The following is a 19,572-nucleotide window of genomic DNA, read 5'->3' as shown; positions in this document are numbered from 1 at the left end:
CCATCTTCAAAAAGAAGCTCTGATCAAATCAAAACCCGACAGAAAATTTGCATAGGTTGCTTGTCTGTTTTGCTAAGAATATGTGTGAAATCCATTTGGAGGTCAAGCCAAGCCTAGAACTACACCGACCGATTTGCACATTCACAGGTATAGGCGCTAAGAGATACTCAGAAAACCTTACACCGATCTGTTTGATTCATATACTCAGATCTACATTGCTGCAACTTTACTGAACATGTTGCTCTGAAGTTGAGGTGCAAATGTGATTGTAGTGATTATAATTGATGCCGAAAATGGCAGTCGCGCAACATAAATAACTGCTTTCTAGAAGAAATTGCAGCAAACTACCAGCTTAACTGTTGAACATCATAAATTAGCTGACTAAAGCAAAATCAACCTGAATTACCAAATGAGATCGCACCTGAGTTCAACACTGGACTTATTTCACTGTAGATCTAGTGGAAAGTAGTAGTAGACACTCTCTTCAATCATCAGGTAGCACTACGCCATCTTCAGTTATGTACAGAAGGAAATTGATATGAATACCAGAACTCTACAGTCTTCATCTCGCTCACTTTCGTTTCTCTTTGTAGGCGGAATCGGCTTTCTGTTACTGGCCCTGTTTCTCCGGCCTTTCACAATTGTAGGTGCAGGTGAGCGGGGCGTGGTCATGTATTTCGGCAAAGTGCAAGACAAAGTTCTAGATGAGGGAATCCATCCAGTGTTACCTGTAGTAACCAATGTGAGACGACTGAGCGTGCGAGTCCAAAAAACCGACGTAGAAGCGGCAGCAGCCTCTAAAGATTTACAGGATGTCAGCACGAGCGTTGCCGTTAACTGGCACATCGAACCTTCCAGAGTAAATCAAGTGTTTCAGCAGGTTGGTGACATGGACGCCATCATCACAGGCATTATTAATCCTGCGGTTTCTGAGGTAGTAAAAGCTTCGATTGCCCAGCGGCCGGTGAAAGACATTTTGCAAGAACGGGTAAAGCTCAAGGATGAAATTGACAATGCTTTGACCAAGCGCCTAGAACCCTATGGTGTCGTTGTCGATGATGTATCCTTGGTGAACTTTGCCTTTTCAGCGGAGTTCAACGCGGCTATTGAAGCCAAACAGGTGGCCGAACAACAGGCTCAGCAGGCCGCTTTCAAAGCCCAACAGGCTGAACAGGAAGCTAAAGCCGAAATCAACCGTGCCAAAGGACAGGCTGAAGCTCAACGGCTCTTACGAGAAACTTTGACCCCTGCGATCCTACAGCAGCGAGCCATTGAAAAGTGGAACGGCCAATTTCCAACTGTGATGTCGGGTGAAGGAACATTGCCGCTGATTAATGTCAGCCCTCAACAGCTAGCAGAGCAAGCAGAAACCAATCAAACCGCAGCTCAACCACCACAGTGAAGATAGCTAACTTCGGTCTTGAGTTAGTTCGTTTTTCTAAGCCCGTTCTTTTGTACTATCTCGCCCCTTAAGCATTCAAGGCAAAAGGGTTTCCTGCTGTTTCATTGCTAGCTTCAGCGTTCTTAGGGCTATCACTCTCAATGGAATCAACATTCCCTGCTTCATCTTCATTCTCATTACCGCGAACGATATCTAGATCAACATCCAGAACCGTCATTTCTAACCCAGCTTTAGGTACATTTCCATTACTGGAAATGTACGGATTTGGCTCAATGCTACCTGTACAGATCACAACTGATCCTTTTTTCAAGTACTGTAACTTTCGCCATGCGTATTGCAAAAGATCGAGTTTATCCGTGAAGTCCTGATGAAGCTTGACCTCGTTATCAAAGGTCATAAATGCTCCCTTGTCTTTTCTTAACTGAACTACTGTGTAGAAAAAATTCGCGGCTGCTTCTTTTGAGAATCTTAGCTTGCCGGCTGTTGAAGGAGATGTATCCATCAAAACACCAACGAAAACCGGCGGATTGGTCTTCTCATCGCTGAAGAAAGTGATTTCCTGCTCAACGCCATCTTCAAGTACGATGAAATCCGCTTTTGTAAGGCCGGAAACAAGCGTGTTTTTGCGTTCTGTTACCGTTACAGGAAGCCGGACCTCGAACGTCTTGATCTGGCCGCCTTCATCAGGCGGCGTCGGGGAGGCTACCTGTGCATCGGCACTGAGCGAAAGGATTAGCAAACCGAACAAAGCGAGACAGGCTGACCTTAGGTTTCTTAACATCACGGTAAAATAGTAGGTAAGGCGATACTGCCAAAAGTGGTATGATGCCGCGCACGCGGCGCTTGTTGCCATTCATCAAACGAAAAGTATAACAGAACCGGCCCAGCTGTTAGAAGCTTTGCAGACAGCGGCTTTGCCGTTTGCAATGCGGCTTGGTTATGTGGCCTTCTATTACAGAATGAATAGCCATATCTTTCGCGAATATGACATACGCGGCATCGTTGGGCCGCAGCTAAACGACGCAACCGTTGCGCGCCTAGCAAACGCCCTCGGGCGATTCTTCGTTCAGAACAAAGCAAAGCGGATCGCTATCGGTTACGATGCACGTGAAAGTTCGCCGACGTTCTGCAAGATCCTAACACGCGAATTTCAGGCCATCGGCTTGGACGTTTTGCTGATCGGCCGCGTCCCCACGCCGGTTCTTTACCACACCGTCTATACATGTCCGGTCGATGGCGGAGTGATGATCACTGGTTCGCACAATCCGCCGGATCATAATGGCTTCAAGATCTGTCTCGGCAAGGCGGCGCTGTTTGGCTCGCAGATACAGGAGATAAAAGAACTTGCCTTCTCCGCGCCGCAGGGAGCGTTTGACGGTATCCGGACCGGTCAGGTCGAAACCCTGAATGTGCTGGAAGAATACATTGCTGATATCGTCTCGCGGATCGAACCGGGCCGACGCAAACTAAAAGCCGTTATCGACGCCGGGAACGGCATGGGCGGCGTAACGGGAGTTCCGGTGCTCGAGCGGCTTGGCGTAGATCTGGTCAAACTTTTTGTCGAGCCCGATGCGGCTTTCCCGAATCATCATCCTGATCCGACGGTTGAGGAAAATCTGATCGACACGATCAACGCGGTGCGGGAAAGCTCAGCAGATATCGGCATCGCTTTTGACGGCGATGGCGACCGGATCGGAGTTGTTGATGAGACCGGCAGAGTGATCTGGGGTGATGAACTGATGGTGCTTCTATCGCGAGCCGTGCTGTCAGAAAGGCCGGGCTCGACTATCATTGCGGAAGTAAAATGTTCGCAGCGGTTATACGACGACATCGAAAAACATGGCGGCAACGCCGTTATGTGGAAGGCCGGGCATTCGCTGATAAAGGCGAAGATGAAAGAGACCGGAGCGGCCCTCGCTGGAGAGATGAGCGGCCATATCTTTTTTGCTGACCGCTTTTACGGGTTTGATGATGCCACATATGCCGCCGCACGGGTCATAGAGATATTATCGAAGACCGACGAAAGGTTATCTGCGCTGTTTTCCGATCTGCCTGCAACATATTCGACACCGGAACTGCGCGTTGACTGTCCGGATGATCTGAAATTTGAAGTTGTTTCCGCGATCGCCGAACATTATTCGCATGATCACGAGGTGATCACCATTGATGGCGCCAGAATGAATTTTGAAGGCGGCTGGGGCCTTGTTCGCGCGTCGAACACGCAGGCGATACTCGTTCTTCGTTTCGAGGCCGCAACTGAAGAACGGCTTGCGGAGATACGTAAAGCGGTTGAAGATAAGGTAGCAAAGACAATTGCCGTTGCGGTTGAACGGTCTATGGAAAGATCCCGAGCTCAAGATAGCTGACGGCGATCTTGTCAATGGCGTTGATGAACGCCGCCGTCCGCAGATTGTCAACGTCGTCGCGTTTGCCGATCTCGCGAATTTGCTGGAACGCAGTAATCATGGTTTCTTCCAATCCTGAATAAACAAGGTCCGTCTCGTCGGCTCCGCGCGACGCCATCGCACGCTCTTCAGCAGTTAGCTTACGTCCGGTCTCGCTTTCAACAACGTTTAGAATGCGGTCAAAGGCAGATTGCTCAAAACGCTTCTCGATCCGGCCAAAACGTACCCGCGAAAGATTCTTCAGCCATTCAAAATAAGAGACGGTAACCCCGCCCGCATTGATATAGATATCCGGAAGCACAACGATACCTTTCTGTTGGAGAACTACCTCAGCACCTGCAGTTATCGGGCCGTTCGCGGCTTCGGCGATGATTTTTGAGCAAGAATGCAGGAAGGCACGCTCTCGCTGATGCAAATGGGCAAGATCTCTGCGGCCCTTTCAATGCTTCACGAGGCGAGACAGCCTTTCATTTCAGTTCTCACTGACCCGACAACTGGTGGCGTAACTGCGAGCTTTGCAATGCTAGGTGACGTGATAATCGCAGAACCTAGGGCCCTGATCGGCTTTGCAGGCCCCCGCGTTATCGAACAGACTATCCGACAAAAGCTCCCGAAAGGTTTTCAGCGCAGCGAATTCCTGCTCGAACACGGTATGGTCGATATGGTCGTCGATCGCCGAGAATTGCGGGACAAGATCATCCGCGTGCTTGATTTCATGATGAGCGACAGAAAATCCGCTTAGTTCCGAGATGCTTCAGAAGGTTCTAATCGAAATATTTGACCGCGACCTGGCGAATCTCAAAACGGAGGTCGAGGCTTATGCGAACGAAGACGATCTTTGGCGGGTTGATGGTGAGATCGCGAACTCCGCGGGCAATCTTTGCGTTCACTTGACCGGTAATTTGCGGCATTTTTTCGGGGCGGTTCTTGGAGCCACGGATTATGTGCGTGACAGAGATGCCGAGTTTTCTTCTAAGTTCGTTCCGCGAGCGAAGCTCTTGGAAGATATCGAGTTGGCCAAGACAGAAGTGAGAACCGTCCTCGAAGGACTGACCGAAGAAGAACTTAGTAAGCCCTATCCCGTCGAAGTATTTGGCCACCCGATGACAACTGAGTTTTTTCTCGTTCACCTAGCTGCCCATCTGAACTATCATCTCGGCCAAATAAATTATCACCGGCGACTCATTGCTACAATATAGACCGTGAACTTCGCCGAAGCCGAAAGTTATCTATATTCGCTCGGCAATGAGGTCGAGGCGATAAAGCTTGGCCTTGAGAATATTCGAGCGCTGCTTGCCGAGCTTGGGAACCCACAGGAAAAGTATTTGAAGGTGCAGGTTGCAGGCACGAACGGGAAGGGGTCGGTCTGCGTATTTCTTGATTCAATATGCCGCCAGGCTGACGTCAAGACCGGGCTTTACACCTCACCGCACCTCATTTCTATAACCGAACGCATCAAGATAAATGGAGCCGACATCGGCGAAGACGATTTTGCCAGCCTTGCGACGTTGGTTCGTAAGACATCCGAAAGACTTTTGGCCGAAGGCACGCTCACCTACACGCCCACATTTTTTGAACAGGTTACGGCGATCGCCCTGGTTGCGTTCGCTAAGGCAGGCGTCGAACTTGCGATCCTTGAGACGGGCCTCGGCGGTCGGCTAGACGCGACCACCGCCGCAAATGCTGAGATCGCCGCGATAACTCACATCGATTTTGACCATCAGGAGCATCTAGGCGACACCATCGAGGAAATAGCCGACGAAAAGGCGGCGATCATTCGCGCGGATACACAGGCCGTCATCATAGGCAGGCAGAGTCCGAACGCATTGGAGGTGATCTGGGACAGGCTCCGAAGGCTGCAATACCATCCGAGGAACATAATGGAATGTGCCGTAATCTTTGACGAAAGTGCATTGGGGAATCCCGTCAGAATGCTGCCGTCCGAAATAGGCCTGCTTGGTGCTCACCAGATAGAGAATGCCGAAGTGGCAATAATGCTGGCCTATGGCCTTAGGGGTCATTTTTATATTGCGGACGACCAAATACGTCTCGGCCTTAGAAATGCACGACATCCGGGGCGGCTTGAGTATATCGGAAACTTGTTGCTTGATGGTGCACACAATGTTTCAGGAGCAAAAGCACTGTTACATTTCTTGACATATGTCGAGAAGCGTCCGCTCACGATGATCTTTGGTGCGATGAGGGATAAGAACGTAGGAGAAATTGCAGGGATCCTGTGGCCGCGTGCTGAACGGCTGATACTGACGCAACCCTCAAACTCGCGCGCTTTGACGGCAGAGGAGCTCTCCGAGTTCCTTCCTGAGAATATCGACCCGAAAAAGGTCGTACTTACAGTATCGGTCGAAGAGGCTCTCGCCGTCGCAAGTTCGGACGAGTTTGTTGTGGTCACCGGATCACTTTATCTGGTTGGCGAAGTTAAGAATCTGTTGAATAATTGATGAAGCGTGCGGACAGGAGATTCCGCGTTCCAAGATATGCGCAAATTAGTATTGATACGTCACGGCGAGAGCCAGTGGAACAAAGAAAACCGGTTTACCGGCTGGTACGACGTTGATCTTTCGGAGAAAGGCCTAGAAGAGGCGAAAGCTGCGGGACAGTTGTTGAAAGATGAGGGATACACGTTTGACGAGGCATATACATCGGTGCTGAAACGAGCGATCCGAACGCTGTGGCTCATTCTGGATGAGATGGATCTGATGTGGATCCCGGAGACGAAATCGTGGCTGTTAAATGAACGGCATTACGGCGGTTTGCAGGGCCTGGATAAGTCCGAAACTGCGGCGAAATATGGCGACGATCAGGTTCCTTGCCAGAATTTCAGCCCCAGTGGGATGCTCGTACCGGAGCCAAACAGCTCTATGAATCCTATCAAACCGTAGGATTGACACTGGAAGAATTTGAAGGAATCCGCTATCGGCGCGTCTCGCAACTGCAAGACCTTTTGGATTGCCACTGTCTGGATACTACCCTGCGCTGGTTGGCCCGAATGCCTGCTGTGTTCACCTAGCCGAGTTTGCGATTGCCCTCTACCCTGAAAACCCAGCCATGAACGTGATACCAACTTCGACTCTCAAATCGCCGGGACTGTCTCCGCCAGTGGTGAACTCACCGTATTTTTGGCAGTTGCTGCAGTGGACATTCTGGCCGGTAGAGTTTTTGGATCGCTGTGCTGCCCGCTACGGTGACTGTTTTGCTGTTCGGATTAGCAAGAACCAGCCGTTTTGGGTGTTTATCAGCGATCCGCAAATGGTGGCTGAGGTGTTTGCAGCCGCTGCAGGACAGATGGACACAGGCCGAGCTAGTCGTCAGGTCCGCTACTCGATGGGTGAATACTCCACGCTCGTCCTAGATGGCAAGCCGCACCAGCGCCACCGTAAGCTGCTGATGCCACCGTTCCACGGCGAGCGAATGAAAGCCTACGGCCACGAAATTTGCGATATCACCACCCAAATGACGTGCCACTGGACGCCCGGAACAGCCTTGACGATGTTGCCGGTGATGAATGACATTACGCTTCAGGTTATTCTCAAAACCGTGTTTGGCCTCTACTCTGGCGAGCGCTATGAGCAGATCAAGCTATACCTGCGGCAATTTCTGGCGGTGTTCGGTCATCCGCTGTTCTATCCGCTGTCCTTTTTCCCGGGTTTGTTGAAGGATCGCGGACCCTGGAGACCGGTCGAGAACTTCATGAGAATGCGGCGGCCCATCGATGATTTGCTGTTTGCCGAAATTCGGGAGCGGCGGCAGAATTTTGATCCCAATCAGCCCGATATCTTGACGCTGCTAATGGCAGCCCGTGATGAAGATGGACAGCCCCTCAGCGATCAGGAACTGCGCGACGAACTGATGACCATGCTGCCAGCAGGGCATGACTCTAGCGCTTCGACGCTGGCTTGGGCCTTTTACTATATCCACTCCCATCCAGCTGTGAAGACCAAACTGCTGGCCGAACTAGATACGCTAGGTGATCAGCCAGAACCGATGGCAATTGCCCGCTTGCCCTATCTCAGCGCTGTCTGTTCCGAATCGATGCGCTTGCGCTCTGCCGGACCCACGATCCAGTGCCGCATTACCAATGGCCCCATGCAAATCGGTCCCTACGAGTTTCCGGTCAACACGATGCTGATTCCTAGCAACTACCTGACCCACCACCGGGAAGACCTCTATCCAGAGCCGCAGCAGTTTCGACCAGAGCGCTTTTTGGAACGGCAATATACACCCTACGAATACTATCCATTCGGCGGCGGCAATCGCTACTGCATTGGGGCAGCCTTTGCCCAATTTGAAATGAAGCTGGTATTAGCCACGATTTTGAAACGCTATCAGTTGGCATTGCGGGACAAACGCCCGATCAAGGCGATTCGTCGCGGTGTCAACATCAGTCCCCAAGGCGGGGTAAAGATGACCGTGCGCGCTCTACGCCCTGTTTGAGATCCTGTCCTTTAGCGCCATTCAAAAGCAGTTTATGCAAAACGATTTAGCCAATCCTTCCTTTACGATTTCGCCGAGCTATGGCCACAACTATCCTCCCGTCGTCAGAGGGTGGAGCTTCTGGAATTTGTTGCGCTGGACCTTTACTCCTCTGGAATTTTTGGAGAGCTGTGCCAAGCGCTATGGCGATTGCTTTACGATGCGGTTTGGTAGCGGTGAATCGGTTTGTGTCAGCCATCCCCAGGCCATCGCTGAGATCTTCACTAACCCCCAGCTCTACGATTATGGCCGCGCCCAAGTCGCCCTCAAATTTACGATGGGCGATTTTTCATTGCTGACCCTAGACGGTGAACCCCATCGTCGCCAACGGCAGTTGCTCATGCCTCCGTTTCACGGCGAACGCATGAAAGCCTACGGCGATACGATTTGCCAGATTGCTGAGCAGGTGATCCACCTCTGGCAGCCCGGTCAACCGCTGACGATCCTGCCCGCCATGCAGGAGATCACGCTTCAGATCATGCTGAAGGTAGTGTTTGGCCTTAACGAAGGCGAACGCTATCGCCAAATGCGTAGCAACATTCGTAAACTCCTATCGATTGGCGCCGATCCGCTGTCCTACATGTTCACTTTCTTTCCGGTGCTGCTGAAGGAGTGGGGTCCCTGGAAACCTCTGGCTGTCTATGAAGCGCTAAAACGGCAGGTAGATGACTTGCTCTATGCTGAAATCCGCGAGCGACGCGCTAATTTTGATCCCAACCGCACCGATATCTTGACCCTGCTGCTGTCAGCCCGCGATGAGGCAGGTGCTGGCATGACTGACCAAGAACTGCGCTTCGACTGGACACGATTATTCATTCTCCCCGGACGGTAAGGAAGTTATCTTTATCAAAAATCTCGACCCGATCGAGGCCGCATCTACCAACAGCGACCTTTTCGTAATGCCGATCGCAGGCGGCCAGCCGCGAAACATTACAGCGAATAATAAGGGCTACGACGCCTCGCCGTTCTATACGCCGGACGGTAAATATATTCTCTTCCGTTCGCAGAAAACGGCGACATTTGAAGCCGACCGATGGCGGCTTATGCGCTTCAGCCGCCAGACTGGAGAAACGCAGGAACTTACGATAGGCTTCGACGAAATGGTCGATGAGTTCATACTCTCACCAGATGGCAAGACGGTCTATTTTACCGCCGGTGCACGTGGCAAACATCCAGTCTATTCGGTTCCACTCGAGCCTGATTTCCGAATGCGTATCCGCACCCACGTCCGACAGCTGCCGCTTACCGATAAATATCCTTTCATCACCGGGATCAACATCGCGCCTGACAACAAAACGCTTGTGTTCAGTTCGATGTCGATGACCTCGCCGCCTGAGATATACGCCGCGAATATCGATGGTTCCGCCGGTGTCGCATTGAGTAAGGCGAACGGCGATCTCGGTCTCCGCCGTCCCGAAGAGATCGAATGGATCGGTGCGGAAAACACACCTAATCACGGCTTTATCGTCAAGCCAAAGAATTTCGATGCGAACAGAAAATACCCGATGATCGTTCTCATCCACGGCGGCCCGCAAGGTGCTTGGAATGACGCCTGGAGCACACGTTGGAATCCGCAGGTTTGGGCGAATGCGGGTTATGTGATCTTTATGCCGAACCCTCGCGGTTCGACCGGTTACGGCCAGCAATTCGTCAACGAGATCTCCGGCGATTGGGGCGGCAAGGTCTTTATCGATATCAAAAACGGCATCGTTGAAATGCTAAAACGTCCTTACGTCGATAAGGAACGTATTGGCGGCGCTGGGGCCAGCTACGGCGGCTATATGGTCGATTGGATACTCGGCCACAACGACGATCCGCGGTTCAAATTCAAAGCTCTCCTTTCGCACGCTGGTGTTTACAATCTGGAAAGCATGGCAACCTCTACCGAAGAAATATTCTTTGTAAATTGGGAGTTCAAAGGAATGCCGTGGGAAAACCCGGAGATGTATGAAAAATGGTCACCTCACAAATTCGTAAAGAATTTCAACACGCCGACGCTGATCACTCACGGAGAACTGGATTTCCGAGTACCGGTAGATCAAAGCTTACAGCTTTTTACGGCGTTGCAGCTTCGAAAGGTTCCGTCGCGTCTTGTCATTTTTCCTGACGAAGGGCATTGGATACTCAAGCCGCAGAACTCTGAGCTGTGGCATAAGGAAGTGCTCGGTTGGTTTGGGAAATACCTGAATCCGTAAAGCCATTTTTGACGAGATCACCGAACCGCATCCAACACTTGTACGAAATGGTTCTGTGATCTCGGAGATCACTTGTTTAGTTTTCTGGCGTCGAATGATCACATCTGACGATCCCTAATTGCCAGATCTGCATCTTAGATTTACCAATGAAATTATCTATCTTTCGCTCACTTTGTCTTCTTTTTGCGATCTTCACTGTTTCTTCAGGTGCTCTTTCTCAGCGCCCGAATTTCAATCGTGCTCGGACCTATGATGTTCAGCATTACGCGATCAGCGTTTCTTTTGACCACAAAAAGCGCACTGTGTTTGGCGACACTACGGTTGAATTAAAGCCACTAGCTGACAGTTTCCGGATCGCCGTACTCGACGCCCGCGATCTTAAATTCGAAAGCGTTACGCTTGCCGATCGCTCCGAACAGCTAACATATAGAACATCCCCGGGAAAGATAACGGTAACGCTTGATCGTGACTATATGAAAGACGAAGCGATAAAGATCCGTTTCAAATATTCTGCTACGCCGAAGAAAGGTATCTATTTTATTGACGAGAATTCGTCTGATCATAAGATCGAACATTCGGCACAGATATGGACGCAGGGCCAGCCCGAAGAAGCTCATCATTGGTTCCCTTCATTTGACTTTCCATCGGATAAAGCGACCTCGGAAACTCGTATTCGAGTTCCTGTTGATATGACGGTGATCGGCAATGGCGAACTTGTAGGCGGCGAGGTCCACGATGATGGCACAAAGACCATTCACCACATGATGGGAACCCCGCATCCGACGTATCTTATCTCGTTCGTTGTTGGGAAATACGTCAAAAAGGAAGAACAGTATAACGGAATTTCGTTGGCTTACTATATGTATCCGGGAACCGAGTATATGATCGAAAAGGCTTATGGCCGAACGCGTGATATGCTACGGATCCACGAAGAACTTACCGGCATCGAGTATCCATTTGCCAAATATGATCAGACGATAGTTGCAAAATTCAGTTTCGGCGGAATGGAAAATATCACAGCCACCACCATGGCTGATACTGAGATATTCGCCGCTGAGGCCGCGCAGAGAGGCTGGAGCAATAAAGCGGCCTTTGAACTGCATCAGGCCACCGAGCGGCTTTATCACTGCGTGCTGCTAGTCTGCACCTTCTACACGCCGCATGTGCACAACATCGGGTTCCTGCGTACCCAAGCCGAGCGGATCGATCCGCGCCTGACCTACGTCTGGCCGCGCGATACCAAGCGCGACCGGGCGCGGTTCGAGAAGCTCAAGGAAGCCTACGTCAAGGCGCGCTATTCCAAGCACTACCGCATCTCGAAAGAAGAGCTCGAATGGCTCGGGAGCCAGGTCGAGGAACTTGGCCGGGTGGTGCACGAAGTATGCTCGCAGCGGATCGAGGAACTGGCGCGCGGCGCACGTGCCGCATAGGCGACGCGCCAGCAGGGTGGCGGTTTCCCTACTGCCAAACGGAACTGCATTCCCGTCTCCTGAGCCCATGACCTACGGCCGGTCGAACCTCCCGAAACCATCGCGGGCGAGATTCTTCCCCGCCGCATAGCGGCTCCTCGCGCACAACAATCTCGCCCGCTCCGGTCCTCCGCTTACGCTGCGGCCCTTTGGGGTTCGGGCGCTTCTTGTCCCGGCCGTCGCGGTCGGCCCATCGACCAGGGAACGGTTCCCGGATCGACAGACAAGGAGACCTGCAATGCCTGCCATCGGATATGTCGCCCAGAGCGAAAACGGCACCTTCAAGGGCCAGCTCAAGACCCTCAGCATCCGTGCCGAGATCACCATCACACCGAATGCCCGCAAGACCAACGATGTCCATCCCGACTACCGGGTCCACTCCGGCGACGTTGAGATCGGTGCGGGTTGGAACCGCCGCTCCGAAGCCTCCGGCAACGAGTACATATCGCTCAGCCTGGCCGCACCCGAGTTCGGGCCGCGTCGGCTCTACGCCAACCTCGCCAAGGCCGCGGGCGATGACCGCGACGACCGGTTCGTCATCCTGTGGAACCCGGCGGATTGAGGTCAAGGTCGCCCGCGGTGCTTCGGTGCCGCGGGTTGGCTGGAACTGGGCCGGTAGCAGACTGTCCGCTTTCAGCGGCCCAAACCAAAAAACAGACGCGAAAAATAGTCCACTCAAGGCGGGCCTTAGTCAGTCACGGGTCGGATTTTTGACGCGAGAGTTCCGCGCTCTCGCGCTTCAGCGGCCTTGATACCGGGCAGACCTGCTGCACGTAGGAATTGAGCGTGTTGGCGAGACTTTCAGGCAGCAGAACATAGTAGACAAACTGTCCATGTTTCCCGCTTGCGATCAGTCCGGCATTCTCAAGCACCGAGAGGTGTTGCGAGACAGAAGGCTTCGACATTTCGAACCGAGCGGCGATCTCGCCCGTGTTTAGCTCGGCCTTGGACAGATCGGCGAGGATTTTGCGGCGCGGTGCCGACACGAGCGCTTCATGCTGGGCGGATGCCCACCCGACAGGGGAAGCTGCACAAATCGAAGATGCGAAAGCGCACGCGATTGATGCCCGGACGGGCCGTGCCGGATAGGCTCACCAGAAAGAGGCCGTGACGGTCGTTAGCGGTGCTGGTCGAATACAGGGAGAAGATCGGTCAGGATCATCTGCCCTCACGCCTTGGGCGGCATCTCCAGGTGCGTCTGAAAGGCAAACGCCACAAGCGCACTGGCCGCACCAACGGCCAGCCATGACGAGAAGTCACACCGCGCGCTTTGCCATCTCGACCGTGCCCCGTGCCATAGAGCCCGCGGATTTCAGCGAGGCCCTGCACGACGGTCGCGAGATTGCATAAGAGAACCTTGCGTTAGGTCAGCCCAGCCAGCCTCTCCGACAAAATAGGCAGGGCCTTTTCTTCGGCGACGTTCGCAGCTTCTTCTACGTCTTTGTAATTGGTCGTGTATTCCGCTGCGAACTTTTCCAAGCCCCATTCGGCATACTGCCCGACGTGATAGAGCTCATGTACCCACAGCAATAGTCCAGACAAGCTAGATGAGGGACCAGACGAGAAAATAACTATGTCGTCAGCAGTCACAGCATGAATCCCGTCATCTGACAAGTGATTCAACAGATTTGCCAAACCAGCAACGTTGTCAGGCGTCTTATCAATGACGTATTTGGCACGGTTGAGAATCTGGGCTGGGACGATGCCATTTAGGAGATACTTGAGTTCAATTGGCATAGGTCGTGCAACAGGAGAATAGAGCTGATGAGCGTGTTGCAGTAGGGTGGAAAGAGGGCTTCCAACTAAGTCCTCGGGCTCGATATCACCTTCCGCGACCTCGACGGCGTCTCCTGCTAGATTTACGACAACTAGAACCGGGATGGCCGATATCAGTGCAATGGATTCGGCCAGCTTCTCGGCATCATCACCAAACAACCCGAAAATCTCTCCTGATGCGCCAACCTGATTGATTACAAGGTCTGTGGTAGCCTCGGTGAGATTGTCGCCCTCGGCCAGCTTGGTTACAATGTGGATCGGACCTACCCTGATGCCGCAGGCGGCGCCGCCAGCGCCCAAAACAGTCCAGCCAGTCCGGTTTCCCATTGGGGCTTGGATAGGCTTCGGCCTTGGTGCCACCTGTTCCCTTGGGGCGGTGGCATACAGCTACATCGCCGGGATGGCGAACATCGCTGAGACTTCGCGAAACGTCGGGGTCATCTGCGCGTTGCTTGGTGCAACCCTCGGCATCATGGCCGCCGTACATGGATTGGCACGCTCCCGTGCTGCTGCCGCATAACACGTCGTTGGAGCGCAGCCGTGATCGATAAAGTGCCCTGTCATGTGCGCCGCGGGCGGCGCGCTCAACTCAATCGTTAGCTGGCTTCGTTCTCTGGTTGTGGTAGTACATGGAGGTTTTGGCTCAAAGTTCTAGGCTCAGCTTAGACGGATGCCACAAAATCTGATGGGCTATATAATAGGCAAACTGAAAAGGTTGCTTTGCCAGGAAAACGCTCTAGCCTTTATGGAAGTTCAAACAGTTCTTTACATTTATTCATTTCCTTCGTATCTAAAAGAGCAACCAAGAGTCAAGATCGGTAGAACCTCTGGTAGTGCTGACGTTGATCCAATAGACTTAGCTCTGCGACGCATACAAGCACAAGTTAAAACTGCACATCCAGAGGAACCCCAGTTATTAGGAGCAGTTAGGATTCCAGGTGACTGGATTGAAACAACAATTCATAATCAACTGAAAGAGCGCGGATATCACATCTCAGAGGCTCCTGGAGTCGAATGGTTTAGATTTCCTGGGCAAAAGGAATTCCAGGATTTTCTAGATAGCCTTTATAGGGCTGTAATCATTGATGATTTCTCAGAACTAGGTGGAGGACGAAGGGATGTCCAAGGGGATTCCTTTGACTCTGTCATTACAGCATTTGGAGTTAAACGACTGGATGGTGAGGCTTTCAAACAAGAGACTGCCTTAATAAAGATAATTGATGAAGAGTTATCTTTACTCTATCCAGGCTTTCCGCAGTGGTTACTTAAAACTCTTAACCAAAAAGACACTATCTTCAACGTAGCTTATAGAGATGGGCAAGCTGTTGGGGTTGCAATTTGGAAGCCAAAAGGCAACGACATAGCTAAACTATCAACATTATTTGTTACGCAAGAGCATAGACGTAGTGGGATCGGACGAAATCTGATTCTAACTTGTCTTGAACAATGGAAATTGGAGAAGATTAGAAGAGCATTCGTGACAACAGCAAGAGTTGAATTAGTTCCATTTTTTGAGCGTTATGGTTTTTGGGTAGAGGGTATTGGACGTGAAATTTATATTCGTCAGAATCATGAGCCAGAATGGTTTTTGACAAAACTATTTTTTTATGAGTTGGAAGAGTCTAGAACGGATGATTTAACTAGAGCCAGAATACTCTTTCCATCAATCATTCCTACTTCCTATAATCCATCGGGACGGCAACTCATAGAGAGTATCCGTTCCAATAATGCCGTAATTCATCTAAGTGATGCTGACTCAAATCCTATCAATCAGTTCTCCCTGCATTCTTGGTTAAATCTTATTTATCCGGGAGAATCATCTTTTGCGCCACAAACAGCTTATGTCATCCCTATTCGCCCTCAATTTTTAATTCAAATATTTCAAGCTGGGAAAACTGTTTACTATGGTCGATGTAGCTGTATCCATGATGACATGAGGGGTGCATCCATAATTTTTTACGCAAGTAGTCCGATATCTGGCGTAGTAGCTACAGCCAGAATCATTACTCGATATATTGGAACGCCGACGCAGCTCTATAACGATTTAGGAATGAAAGGTGTTCTCACACTACAAGAAATTGGAAATGAAGGGCAACAGAGACAAGCTATTGAATTTGATTATTTAACACCTTTTCGTGAAGTAGTTCGACTCAATGATTTATTAAGTAGTGGAGTGCTTAGAGGCGCACCACAAGCAATGCATAGTATCGATTTAAGTCGTTATAAGAAGGCTATTGAACTTGGAGGTCTTTATGCAGGTTAAATACATCAAAGCTCTAAGTATTAAGAAAATCTACGCTGAGCGTATTATAAATGGAACAAAAACCATTGAATTGCGAAAGCGTCCCATTGGTATGGAGTTAGGTGATTTAATTCTTCTTTATGAAACGGCACCTGATTCTATTATTCAAGGAGGTTTTATAGCAGATAAACTAATATCCTTGCCTGTTTCCCAAATGTGGAAAGAATACCATGCTTTAATGGGCGTAGAAAAAGAATTTTACGACAGCTATTTTGAAAATTGTGAGATTGCCTATGGTACTTTAATTTATAAGAGCTTTACTTTCCCACAATTGTCTTTGGAAGAAATATATAAACTTTGTCCGGGCTTTGTACCACCACAAGCCACAATAAATTGGCGGGAGAACTGGTATCTAAAACCTGAGTGGATTGATGCACTGGATGAGGGAAGAGACCAGCTAATGCAGGAAGGACGACTGAGTGAATGTCGGTGCTGTCCTAGTAATTGGATCACTGCCTGCCATGACTGGGTTGCCCATCCCCTTCATCCCCATGTGGTTACACAATCCCTGGCTTCAGCTTGTCCTCACGACTCCCGTGTTGTTTTGGGCAGGGGGTGAATTCTTCGTCAATGCTTGGAAAGCTTTGAAGCGTCATACCGCAACGATGGATACGCTGGTGGCGATCGGCACTGGAACTGCTTACCTTTACTCTTTATTTCCGACCTTCTTTCCCCAGTGGTTCATCAAACAGGGGCTGAGTCCAGACGTGTACTTTGAGGCGGCAACCGTCATTATTGCGTTGATTCTATTGGGAGGATTATTACAGAACCGGGCGAAGGGACGCACCTCTGAAGCGATTCGGAAGCTGATGGGGTTGCAGGCAAGAACGGCACGAGTGATTCGCCAGGGTCAGGAAGTAGATGTTCCGATTGCGGAGGGGATGTTGGGAGATATTGTTCTCGTTCGCCCTGGTGAAAAGATCCCGGTGGATGGCGAGATTATTGATGGCTCCTCCACGATCGATGAAGCGATGGTGACGGGTGAGAGTGTGCCCGTGAAAAAACATCCAGGCGACGAAGTAATTGGCGCAACGATTAACAAAACCGGCAGCTTCAAGTTTCGAGCCACACGAGTTGGGAAAGATACTTTCTTAGCTCAGATCGTGAAGTTGGTGCAGCAAGCCCAGGGGTCGAAAGCGCCCATACAGCGACTTGCCGATCAGGTCACGGGATGGTTTGTACCTGCGGTGATGGCGATCGCCATTCTCACGTTCATCCTCTGGTACAACATCATGGGGAACGTAACGATGGCGCTAATTACCACCGTTGGAGTGCTGATTATTGCCTGCCCCTGTGCGCTGGGATTAGCCACACCCACTTCGATCATGGTGGGCACTGGGAAAGGAGCCGAGAATGGCATCTTGATTAAAGGGGCTGAAAGCCTGGAACTCGCCCACAAAATTCAAACGATCGTTCTCGATAAAACGGGTACGATCACGCAAGGGAAACCTACCGTCACGGATTTTGTCACGGTGAATGGAACAGCCAATCGCAATGAATTCAACCTGCTACGTTTAGCAGCATCGGTAGAGCGCAATTCTGAACATCCCTTAGCTGAAGCAGTGGTGCAATATGCTCAAACTCAAGGCGTGGATTTGACTGATGCACAGGAGTTTGAAGCGATCGCCGGAAGTGGGGTGCAAGGATACGTGTCGGATCGATTGGTGCAAATTGGAACCCATCGGTGGATGAACGAATTGGGGATTGAAACCAGCCAGTTGCAACAACACTGGGACAAGCTGGAATACCTGGGTAAAACTGTAATTTGGATTGCGATCGATGGCAAAATCGAAGGCATTATGGGCATTGCCGATGCGGTCAAACCCTCTTCGGTCAATGCCATTCGTGCCTTGCAAAAGATGGGCTTAGAAGTGGTGATGCTGACCGGAGACAATCAGCGCACTGCGAATGTGATTGCCCGTGAAGTGGGAATTGAGCGAGTGTTTGCAGAAGTGCGTCCCGATCAAAAAGCGGCAACTGTGGAGAAAATCCAATCGGAAGGCAAGGTAGTGGCAATGGTGGGTGACGGCATTAACGATGCCCCTGCTCTGGCTCAAGCCGATGTGGGGATGGCAATCGGAACCGGAACCGATGTGGCGATCGCTGCCAGTGATATCACGCTAATCTCTGGTGATTTACAGGGCATTGTGACTGCGATTCAACTCAGTCGTGCCACCATTCGCAACATTAAACAGAATCTGTTCTTCGCGTTCATTTACAACGTGGCTGGAATTCCGATCGCCGCAGGGATTCTCTATCCGATCTTCGGTTGGTTGCTCAGTCCCATCATTGCCGGTGCAGCAATGGCATTCAGTTCGGTTTCTGTGGTGACGAACGCTTTACGGTTGCGGAACTTCAAGCCAGTAGGAAATCGGTAATGAGTAATGAGTAATGGGTAATAGGATGCATAAAGGTATGGAGATATGAGTAAGCATGTAGATCGACAAGGAAAAATGAATTTTCAATTACCCATTATCCCTTACCTATTACCATTATTAACCCTTGACTTAGGAAACAACGATGCTTAACTATTTGACATTTTTTGGAACACTTGCAGGATTCGGTTTTCTGCTTGGTGTGATTTCAGGTTCAATTTTAGAGACGTTTGGATAGGAGGATTGTTCAATGGTGAAGCAAACAACCATCATCAGCGGTATTGCCAGTTTAGGATTAGTTTTCGGACTTGCGAACGGGAGAGCAGTTGCTCAAATGCCCCACGACATGAACGAGATGCAACCGCAGACTGAACAAACTGGACAGTTTCGCCGCATTGAACAGCCCCTTGGCAACAAAGTTGCTGTGACTCTGGGCGGATTAGGACTGATTGGCTTGGAACTGTGGTGGTTCCTACTCAGCAAACCGAAATCCAAGAAGGCAGTTGCGGCTTGGGTCGCACCTGTACGATCTGAGGCAGCAGTTGATAGCAACGATTGACGTAGCGTTGCAACCAGTCTTCGAACAGGTGCAGTCTCCGAGCAATCCCAGCTAAATGGTGCCATTTTTCATGATGTCATCTGAACCGCAGGTTGAACAGATCAGGTAGGGTTTCATCGAGGTTCAAACAAGCGTGAGAATTGACTGGAATAGGATAACTGCTTCTATTTTTCTCTACCCTTTAAGAAATAGGAGTACCAAATCATCGGGCCGTCTGATAGGTAATAAATCCATTGTCGGTTTGTTCTTTAGCAAGTCTGGGCGACTGAGACAAGACGATCCCTATCATTTTGCTGTTTCTGCGGAACGGATCTGGACATTCCTTTGCCTCCAGAAAGCCCAGGCCGAGTTGGAGCAATCTGGCACAGTTGAGTTTCTGGTTGAGGGAGGCGGGCGGGCTGTAGGTGATCGATGCCGCAGAAACCCACCAGTACAGCGGTGGTGAAGTTAGGCTGAGTCACGAAGACAGCAAAGTCGTGATTGAACGAATCGGTCCAGACTTTCCTAAGTACAGATCGGGTGTCTGTGTAATTAATCATGCATCAATTGATAACCTAGCAGCGTTTCTGACTCTGTTTCACAGCCTGGTTGCTCCGGA

21 protein-coding genes and 1 pseudogene are annotated in these 19,572 nt (G+C 50.6%); 16 read left to right on the top strand and 6 right to left on the bottom strand.

All coding sequences use genetic code 11. The features are described 5' to 3' along the window. The first annotated feature begins 538 nt into the window (after positions 1 to 538). A complete protein-coding gene (locus tag JVX88_RS20145) occupies positions 539 to 1,402 on the top strand; it encodes a prohibitin family protein (protein WP_211619929.1) in 864 nt (287 codons plus the stop codon). A gap of 67 nt (positions 1,403 to 1,469) precedes the next feature. On the opposite strand, the gene JVX88_RS20140 is transcribed toward JVX88_RS20145, so the two are convergent. Further along, the gene (locus JVX88_RS20140) at positions 1,470 to 2,255 is read right to left on the bottom strand and encodes a VWA domain-containing protein (protein ID WP_211619928.1); all 786 of its coding nucleotides are present in this window, start codon (positions 2,253 to 2,255) and stop codon (positions 1,470 to 1,472) included. A gap of 46 nt (positions 2,256 to 2,301) precedes the next feature. On the opposite strand from JVX88_RS20140, the gene JVX88_RS20135 reads away from it, so the two are divergent. Continuing rightward, positions 2,302 to 3,768, top strand: a complete 1,467-nt coding sequence (locus tag JVX88_RS20135; protein WP_211619927.1) for a phosphomannomutase/phosphoglucomutase — start codon at positions 2,302 to 2,304, stop codon at positions 3,766 to 3,768. On the opposite strand, the gene JVX88_RS20130 is transcribed toward JVX88_RS20135, so the two are convergent. Next, positions 3,737 to 4,222 carry a hypothetical protein gene (locus tag JVX88_RS20130; protein ID WP_211619926.1) on the bottom strand — a complete coding sequence of 162 codons (486 nt, stop codon included), beginning with the start codon at positions 4,220 to 4,222 and terminating at the stop codon, positions 3,737 to 3,739. The genes JVX88_RS20135 and JVX88_RS20130 overlap by 32 nt on opposite strands. Here JVX88_RS20130 and JVX88_RS20125 point away from each other — a divergent pair. The 9 genes and pseudogenes from JVX88_RS20125 to JVX88_RS44255 form a co-directional block, all read left to right on the top strand. Further along, positions 4,187 to 4,549, top strand: a pseudogene (locus JVX88_RS20125) (carboxyl transferase domain-containing protein); the annotation flags it as partial. The gene JVX88_RS20130 and the pseudogene JVX88_RS20125 overlap by 36 nt on opposite strands. A 7-nt stretch (positions 4,550 to 4,556) precedes the next feature. Next, the gene (locus tag JVX88_RS20120; protein ID WP_211619924.1) at positions 4,557 to 5,006 is read left to right on the top strand and encodes a DinB family protein; all 450 of its coding nucleotides are present in this window, start codon (positions 4,557 to 4,559) and stop codon (positions 5,004 to 5,006) included. A 3-nt stretch (positions 5,007 to 5,009) separates the two neighbouring features. Then, positions 5,010 to 6,266 carry a bifunctional folylpolyglutamate synthase/dihydrofolate synthase gene (locus JVX88_RS20115; protein ID WP_211619923.1) on the top strand — a complete coding sequence of 419 codons (1,257 nt, stop codon included), beginning with the start codon at positions 5,010 to 5,012 and terminating at the stop codon, positions 6,264 to 6,266. Between the two features lie 36 nt (positions 6,267 to 6,302). Beyond that, entirely contained in the window at positions 6,303 to 6,707 is a 405-nt protein-coding gene (locus JVX88_RS20110; RefSeq protein WP_211619922.1) for a 2,3-bisphosphoglycerate-dependent phosphoglycerate mutase, read from the top strand. 67 nt (positions 6,708 to 6,774) lie between these two features. Then, positions 6,775 to 8,259 (top strand): cytochrome P450, encoded by a 1,485-nt coding sequence (locus JVX88_RS20105; protein ID WP_211619921.1) that lies wholly within the window; start codon positions 6,775 to 6,777, stop codon positions 8,257 to 8,259. A 34-nt stretch (positions 8,260 to 8,293) separates the two neighbouring features. After that, on the top strand, positions 8,294 to 9,130 hold the full coding sequence (locus JVX88_RS20100; protein WP_211619920.1) for a cytochrome P450: 837 nt from the start codon (positions 8,294 to 8,296) through the stop codon (positions 9,128 to 9,130). Between the two features lie 67 nt (positions 9,131 to 9,197). Continuing rightward, entirely contained in the window at positions 9,198 to 10,493 is a 1,296-nt protein-coding gene (locus JVX88_RS20095) for an alpha/beta hydrolase family protein (RefSeq protein WP_211628784.1), read from the top strand. A gap of 146 nt (positions 10,494 to 10,639) precedes the next feature. Next, on the top strand, positions 10,640 to 11,923 hold the full coding sequence (locus JVX88_RS40845) for a M1 family aminopeptidase (protein ID WP_211619919.1): 1,284 nt from the start codon (positions 10,640 to 10,642) through the stop codon (positions 11,921 to 11,923). Positions 11,924 to 12,200: 277 nt separating this feature from the next. After that, on the top strand, positions 12,201 to 12,524 hold the full coding sequence (locus JVX88_RS44255) for a DUF736 domain-containing protein (RefSeq protein WP_211619918.1): 324 nt from the start codon (positions 12,201 to 12,203) through the stop codon (positions 12,522 to 12,524). A 133-nt stretch (positions 12,525 to 12,657) separates the two neighbouring features. Here JVX88_RS44255 and JVX88_RS20080 read toward each other — a convergent pair whose 3' ends face one another. Next, a complete protein-coding gene (locus tag JVX88_RS20080) occupies positions 12,658 to 12,948 on the bottom strand; it encodes a metalloregulator ArsR/SmtB family transcription factor (protein WP_211619917.1) in 291 nt (96 codons plus the stop codon). Here JVX88_RS20080 and JVX88_RS20075 point away from each other — a divergent pair. Next, positions 12,893 to 13,051 (top strand): hypothetical protein, encoded by a 159-nt coding sequence (locus tag JVX88_RS20075; RefSeq protein WP_211629095.1) that lies wholly within the window; start codon positions 12,893 to 12,895, stop codon positions 13,049 to 13,051. The two genes, JVX88_RS20080 and JVX88_RS20075, sit on opposite strands and share 56 nt — an antisense overlap. Positions 13,052 to 13,120: 69 nt before the next feature. Here the strand turns inward: JVX88_RS20075 and JVX88_RS44250 are convergent, their stop codons facing one another. From JVX88_RS44250 to JVX88_RS20060, 3 genes are read right to left on the bottom strand one after another with little or no spacing between them, the layout of a single operon-like run. Continuing rightward, positions 13,121 to 13,291 (bottom strand): abortive infection family protein, encoded by a 171-nt coding sequence (locus tag JVX88_RS44250; protein ID WP_211619916.1) that lies wholly within the window; start codon positions 13,289 to 13,291, stop codon positions 13,121 to 13,123. Positions 13,292 to 13,324: 33 nt separating this feature from the next. Then, positions 13,325 to 14,065 (bottom strand): hypothetical protein, encoded by a 741-nt coding sequence (locus JVX88_RS20065; RefSeq protein WP_211619915.1) that lies wholly within the window; start codon positions 14,063 to 14,065, stop codon positions 13,325 to 13,327. 60 nt (positions 14,066 to 14,125) lie between these two features. Next, positions 14,126 to 14,302, bottom strand: a complete 177-nt coding sequence (locus tag JVX88_RS20060) for a hypothetical protein (RefSeq protein ID WP_211619914.1) — start codon at positions 14,300 to 14,302, stop codon at positions 14,126 to 14,128. A 106-nt stretch (positions 14,303 to 14,408) separates the two neighbouring features. Here JVX88_RS20060 and JVX88_RS20055 point away from each other — a divergent pair, with 106 nt between their 5' ends. The 4 genes from JVX88_RS20055 to JVX88_RS20040 all read left to right on the top strand — a co-directional run bounded on the left by JVX88_RS20055 (position 14,409) and on the right by JVX88_RS20040 (position 18,974). Continuing rightward, positions 14,409 to 16,001 carry a GNAT family N-acetyltransferase gene (locus JVX88_RS20055; protein WP_211619913.1) on the top strand — a complete coding sequence of 531 codons (1,593 nt, stop codon included), beginning with the start codon at positions 14,409 to 14,411 and terminating at the stop codon, positions 15,999 to 16,001. After that, complete coding sequence (locus JVX88_RS20050; RefSeq protein ID WP_225931126.1) at positions 15,991 to 16,599, top strand: DUF3850 domain-containing protein; 609 nt, start codon at positions 15,991 to 15,993, stop codon at positions 16,597 to 16,599. The genes JVX88_RS20055 and JVX88_RS20050 overlap by 11 nt, the downstream gene beginning before the upstream one ends. Then, positions 16,532 to 18,418, top strand: a complete 1,887-nt coding sequence (locus JVX88_RS20045) for a copper-translocating P-type ATPase (RefSeq protein WP_263975182.1) — start codon at positions 16,532 to 16,534, stop codon at positions 18,416 to 18,418. Before JVX88_RS20050 ends, JVX88_RS20045 begins: the two co-directional genes overlap by 68 nt. Positions 18,419 to 18,665: 247 nt before the next feature. Further along, positions 18,666 to 18,974 (top strand): hypothetical protein, encoded by a 309-nt coding sequence (locus tag JVX88_RS20040; RefSeq protein ID WP_225931124.1) that lies wholly within the window; start codon positions 18,666 to 18,668, stop codon positions 18,972 to 18,974. The last annotated feature ends 598 nt before the right edge of the window (positions 18,975 to 19,572 follow it).

The sequence above is a fragment of the Leptolyngbya sp. 7M genome, assembly GCF_018128485.1.
Note: the sequence above shows the minus strand (reverse complement) of the source record. Positions and strands in the feature narration are given on the sequence as shown.

Excerpts from the sequence above, each read along its gene's own strand:
- JVX88_RS40845 (WP_211619919.1), top strand. The coding sequence starts at position 10,640 with ATGAAATTATCTATCTTTCGCTCACTTTGTCTTCTTTTTGCGATCTTC.
- JVX88_RS20065 (WP_211619915.1), bottom strand. The coding sequence starts at position 14,065 with ATGGGAAACCGGACTGGCTGGACTGTTTTGGGCGCTGGCGGCGCCGCC.
- JVX88_RS20060 (WP_211619914.1), bottom strand. The coding sequence starts at position 14,302 with ATGACAGGGCACTTTATCGATCACGGCTGCGCTCCAACGACGTGTTAT.
- JVX88_RS20110 (WP_211619922.1), top strand. The coding sequence starts at position 6,303 with ATGCGCAAATTAGTATTGATACGTCACGGCGAGAGCCAGTGGAACAAA.
- JVX88_RS20140 (WP_211619928.1), bottom strand. The coding sequence starts at position 2,255 with ATGGCAACAAGCGCCGCGTGCGCGGCATCATACCACTTTTGGCAGTAT.
- JVX88_RS20045 (WP_263975182.1), top strand. The coding sequence starts at position 16,532 with ATGTGGTTACACAATCCCTGGCTTCAGCTTGTCCTCACGACTCCCGTG.
- JVX88_RS20040 (WP_225931124.1), top strand. The coding sequence starts at position 18,666 with ATGGTGAAGCAAACAACCATCATCAGCGGTATTGCCAGTTTAGGATTA.
- JVX88_RS20095 (WP_211628784.1), top strand. The coding sequence starts at position 9,198 with ATGCCGATCGCAGGCGGCCAGCCGCGAAACATTACAGCGAATAATAAG.
- JVX88_RS20145 (WP_211619929.1), top strand. The coding sequence starts at position 539 with ATGAATACCAGAACTCTACAGTCTTCATCTCGCTCACTTTCGTTTCTC.
- JVX88_RS20100 (WP_211619920.1), top strand. The coding sequence starts at position 8,294 with ATGCAAAACGATTTAGCCAATCCTTCCTTTACGATTTCGCCGAGCTAT.
- JVX88_RS20120 (WP_211619924.1), top strand. The coding sequence starts at position 4,557 with ATGCTTCAGAAGGTTCTAATCGAAATATTTGACCGCGACCTGGCGAAT.
- JVX88_RS20055 (WP_211619913.1), top strand. The coding sequence starts at position 14,409 with ATGCCACAAAATCTGATGGGCTATATAATAGGCAAACTGAAAAGGTTG.
- JVX88_RS20050 (WP_225931126.1), top strand. The coding sequence starts at position 15,991 with ATGCAGGTTAAATACATCAAAGCTCTAAGTATTAAGAAAATCTACGCT.
- JVX88_RS44255 (WP_211619918.1), top strand. The coding sequence starts at position 12,201 with ATGCCTGCCATCGGATATGTCGCCCAGAGCGAAAACGGCACCTTCAAG.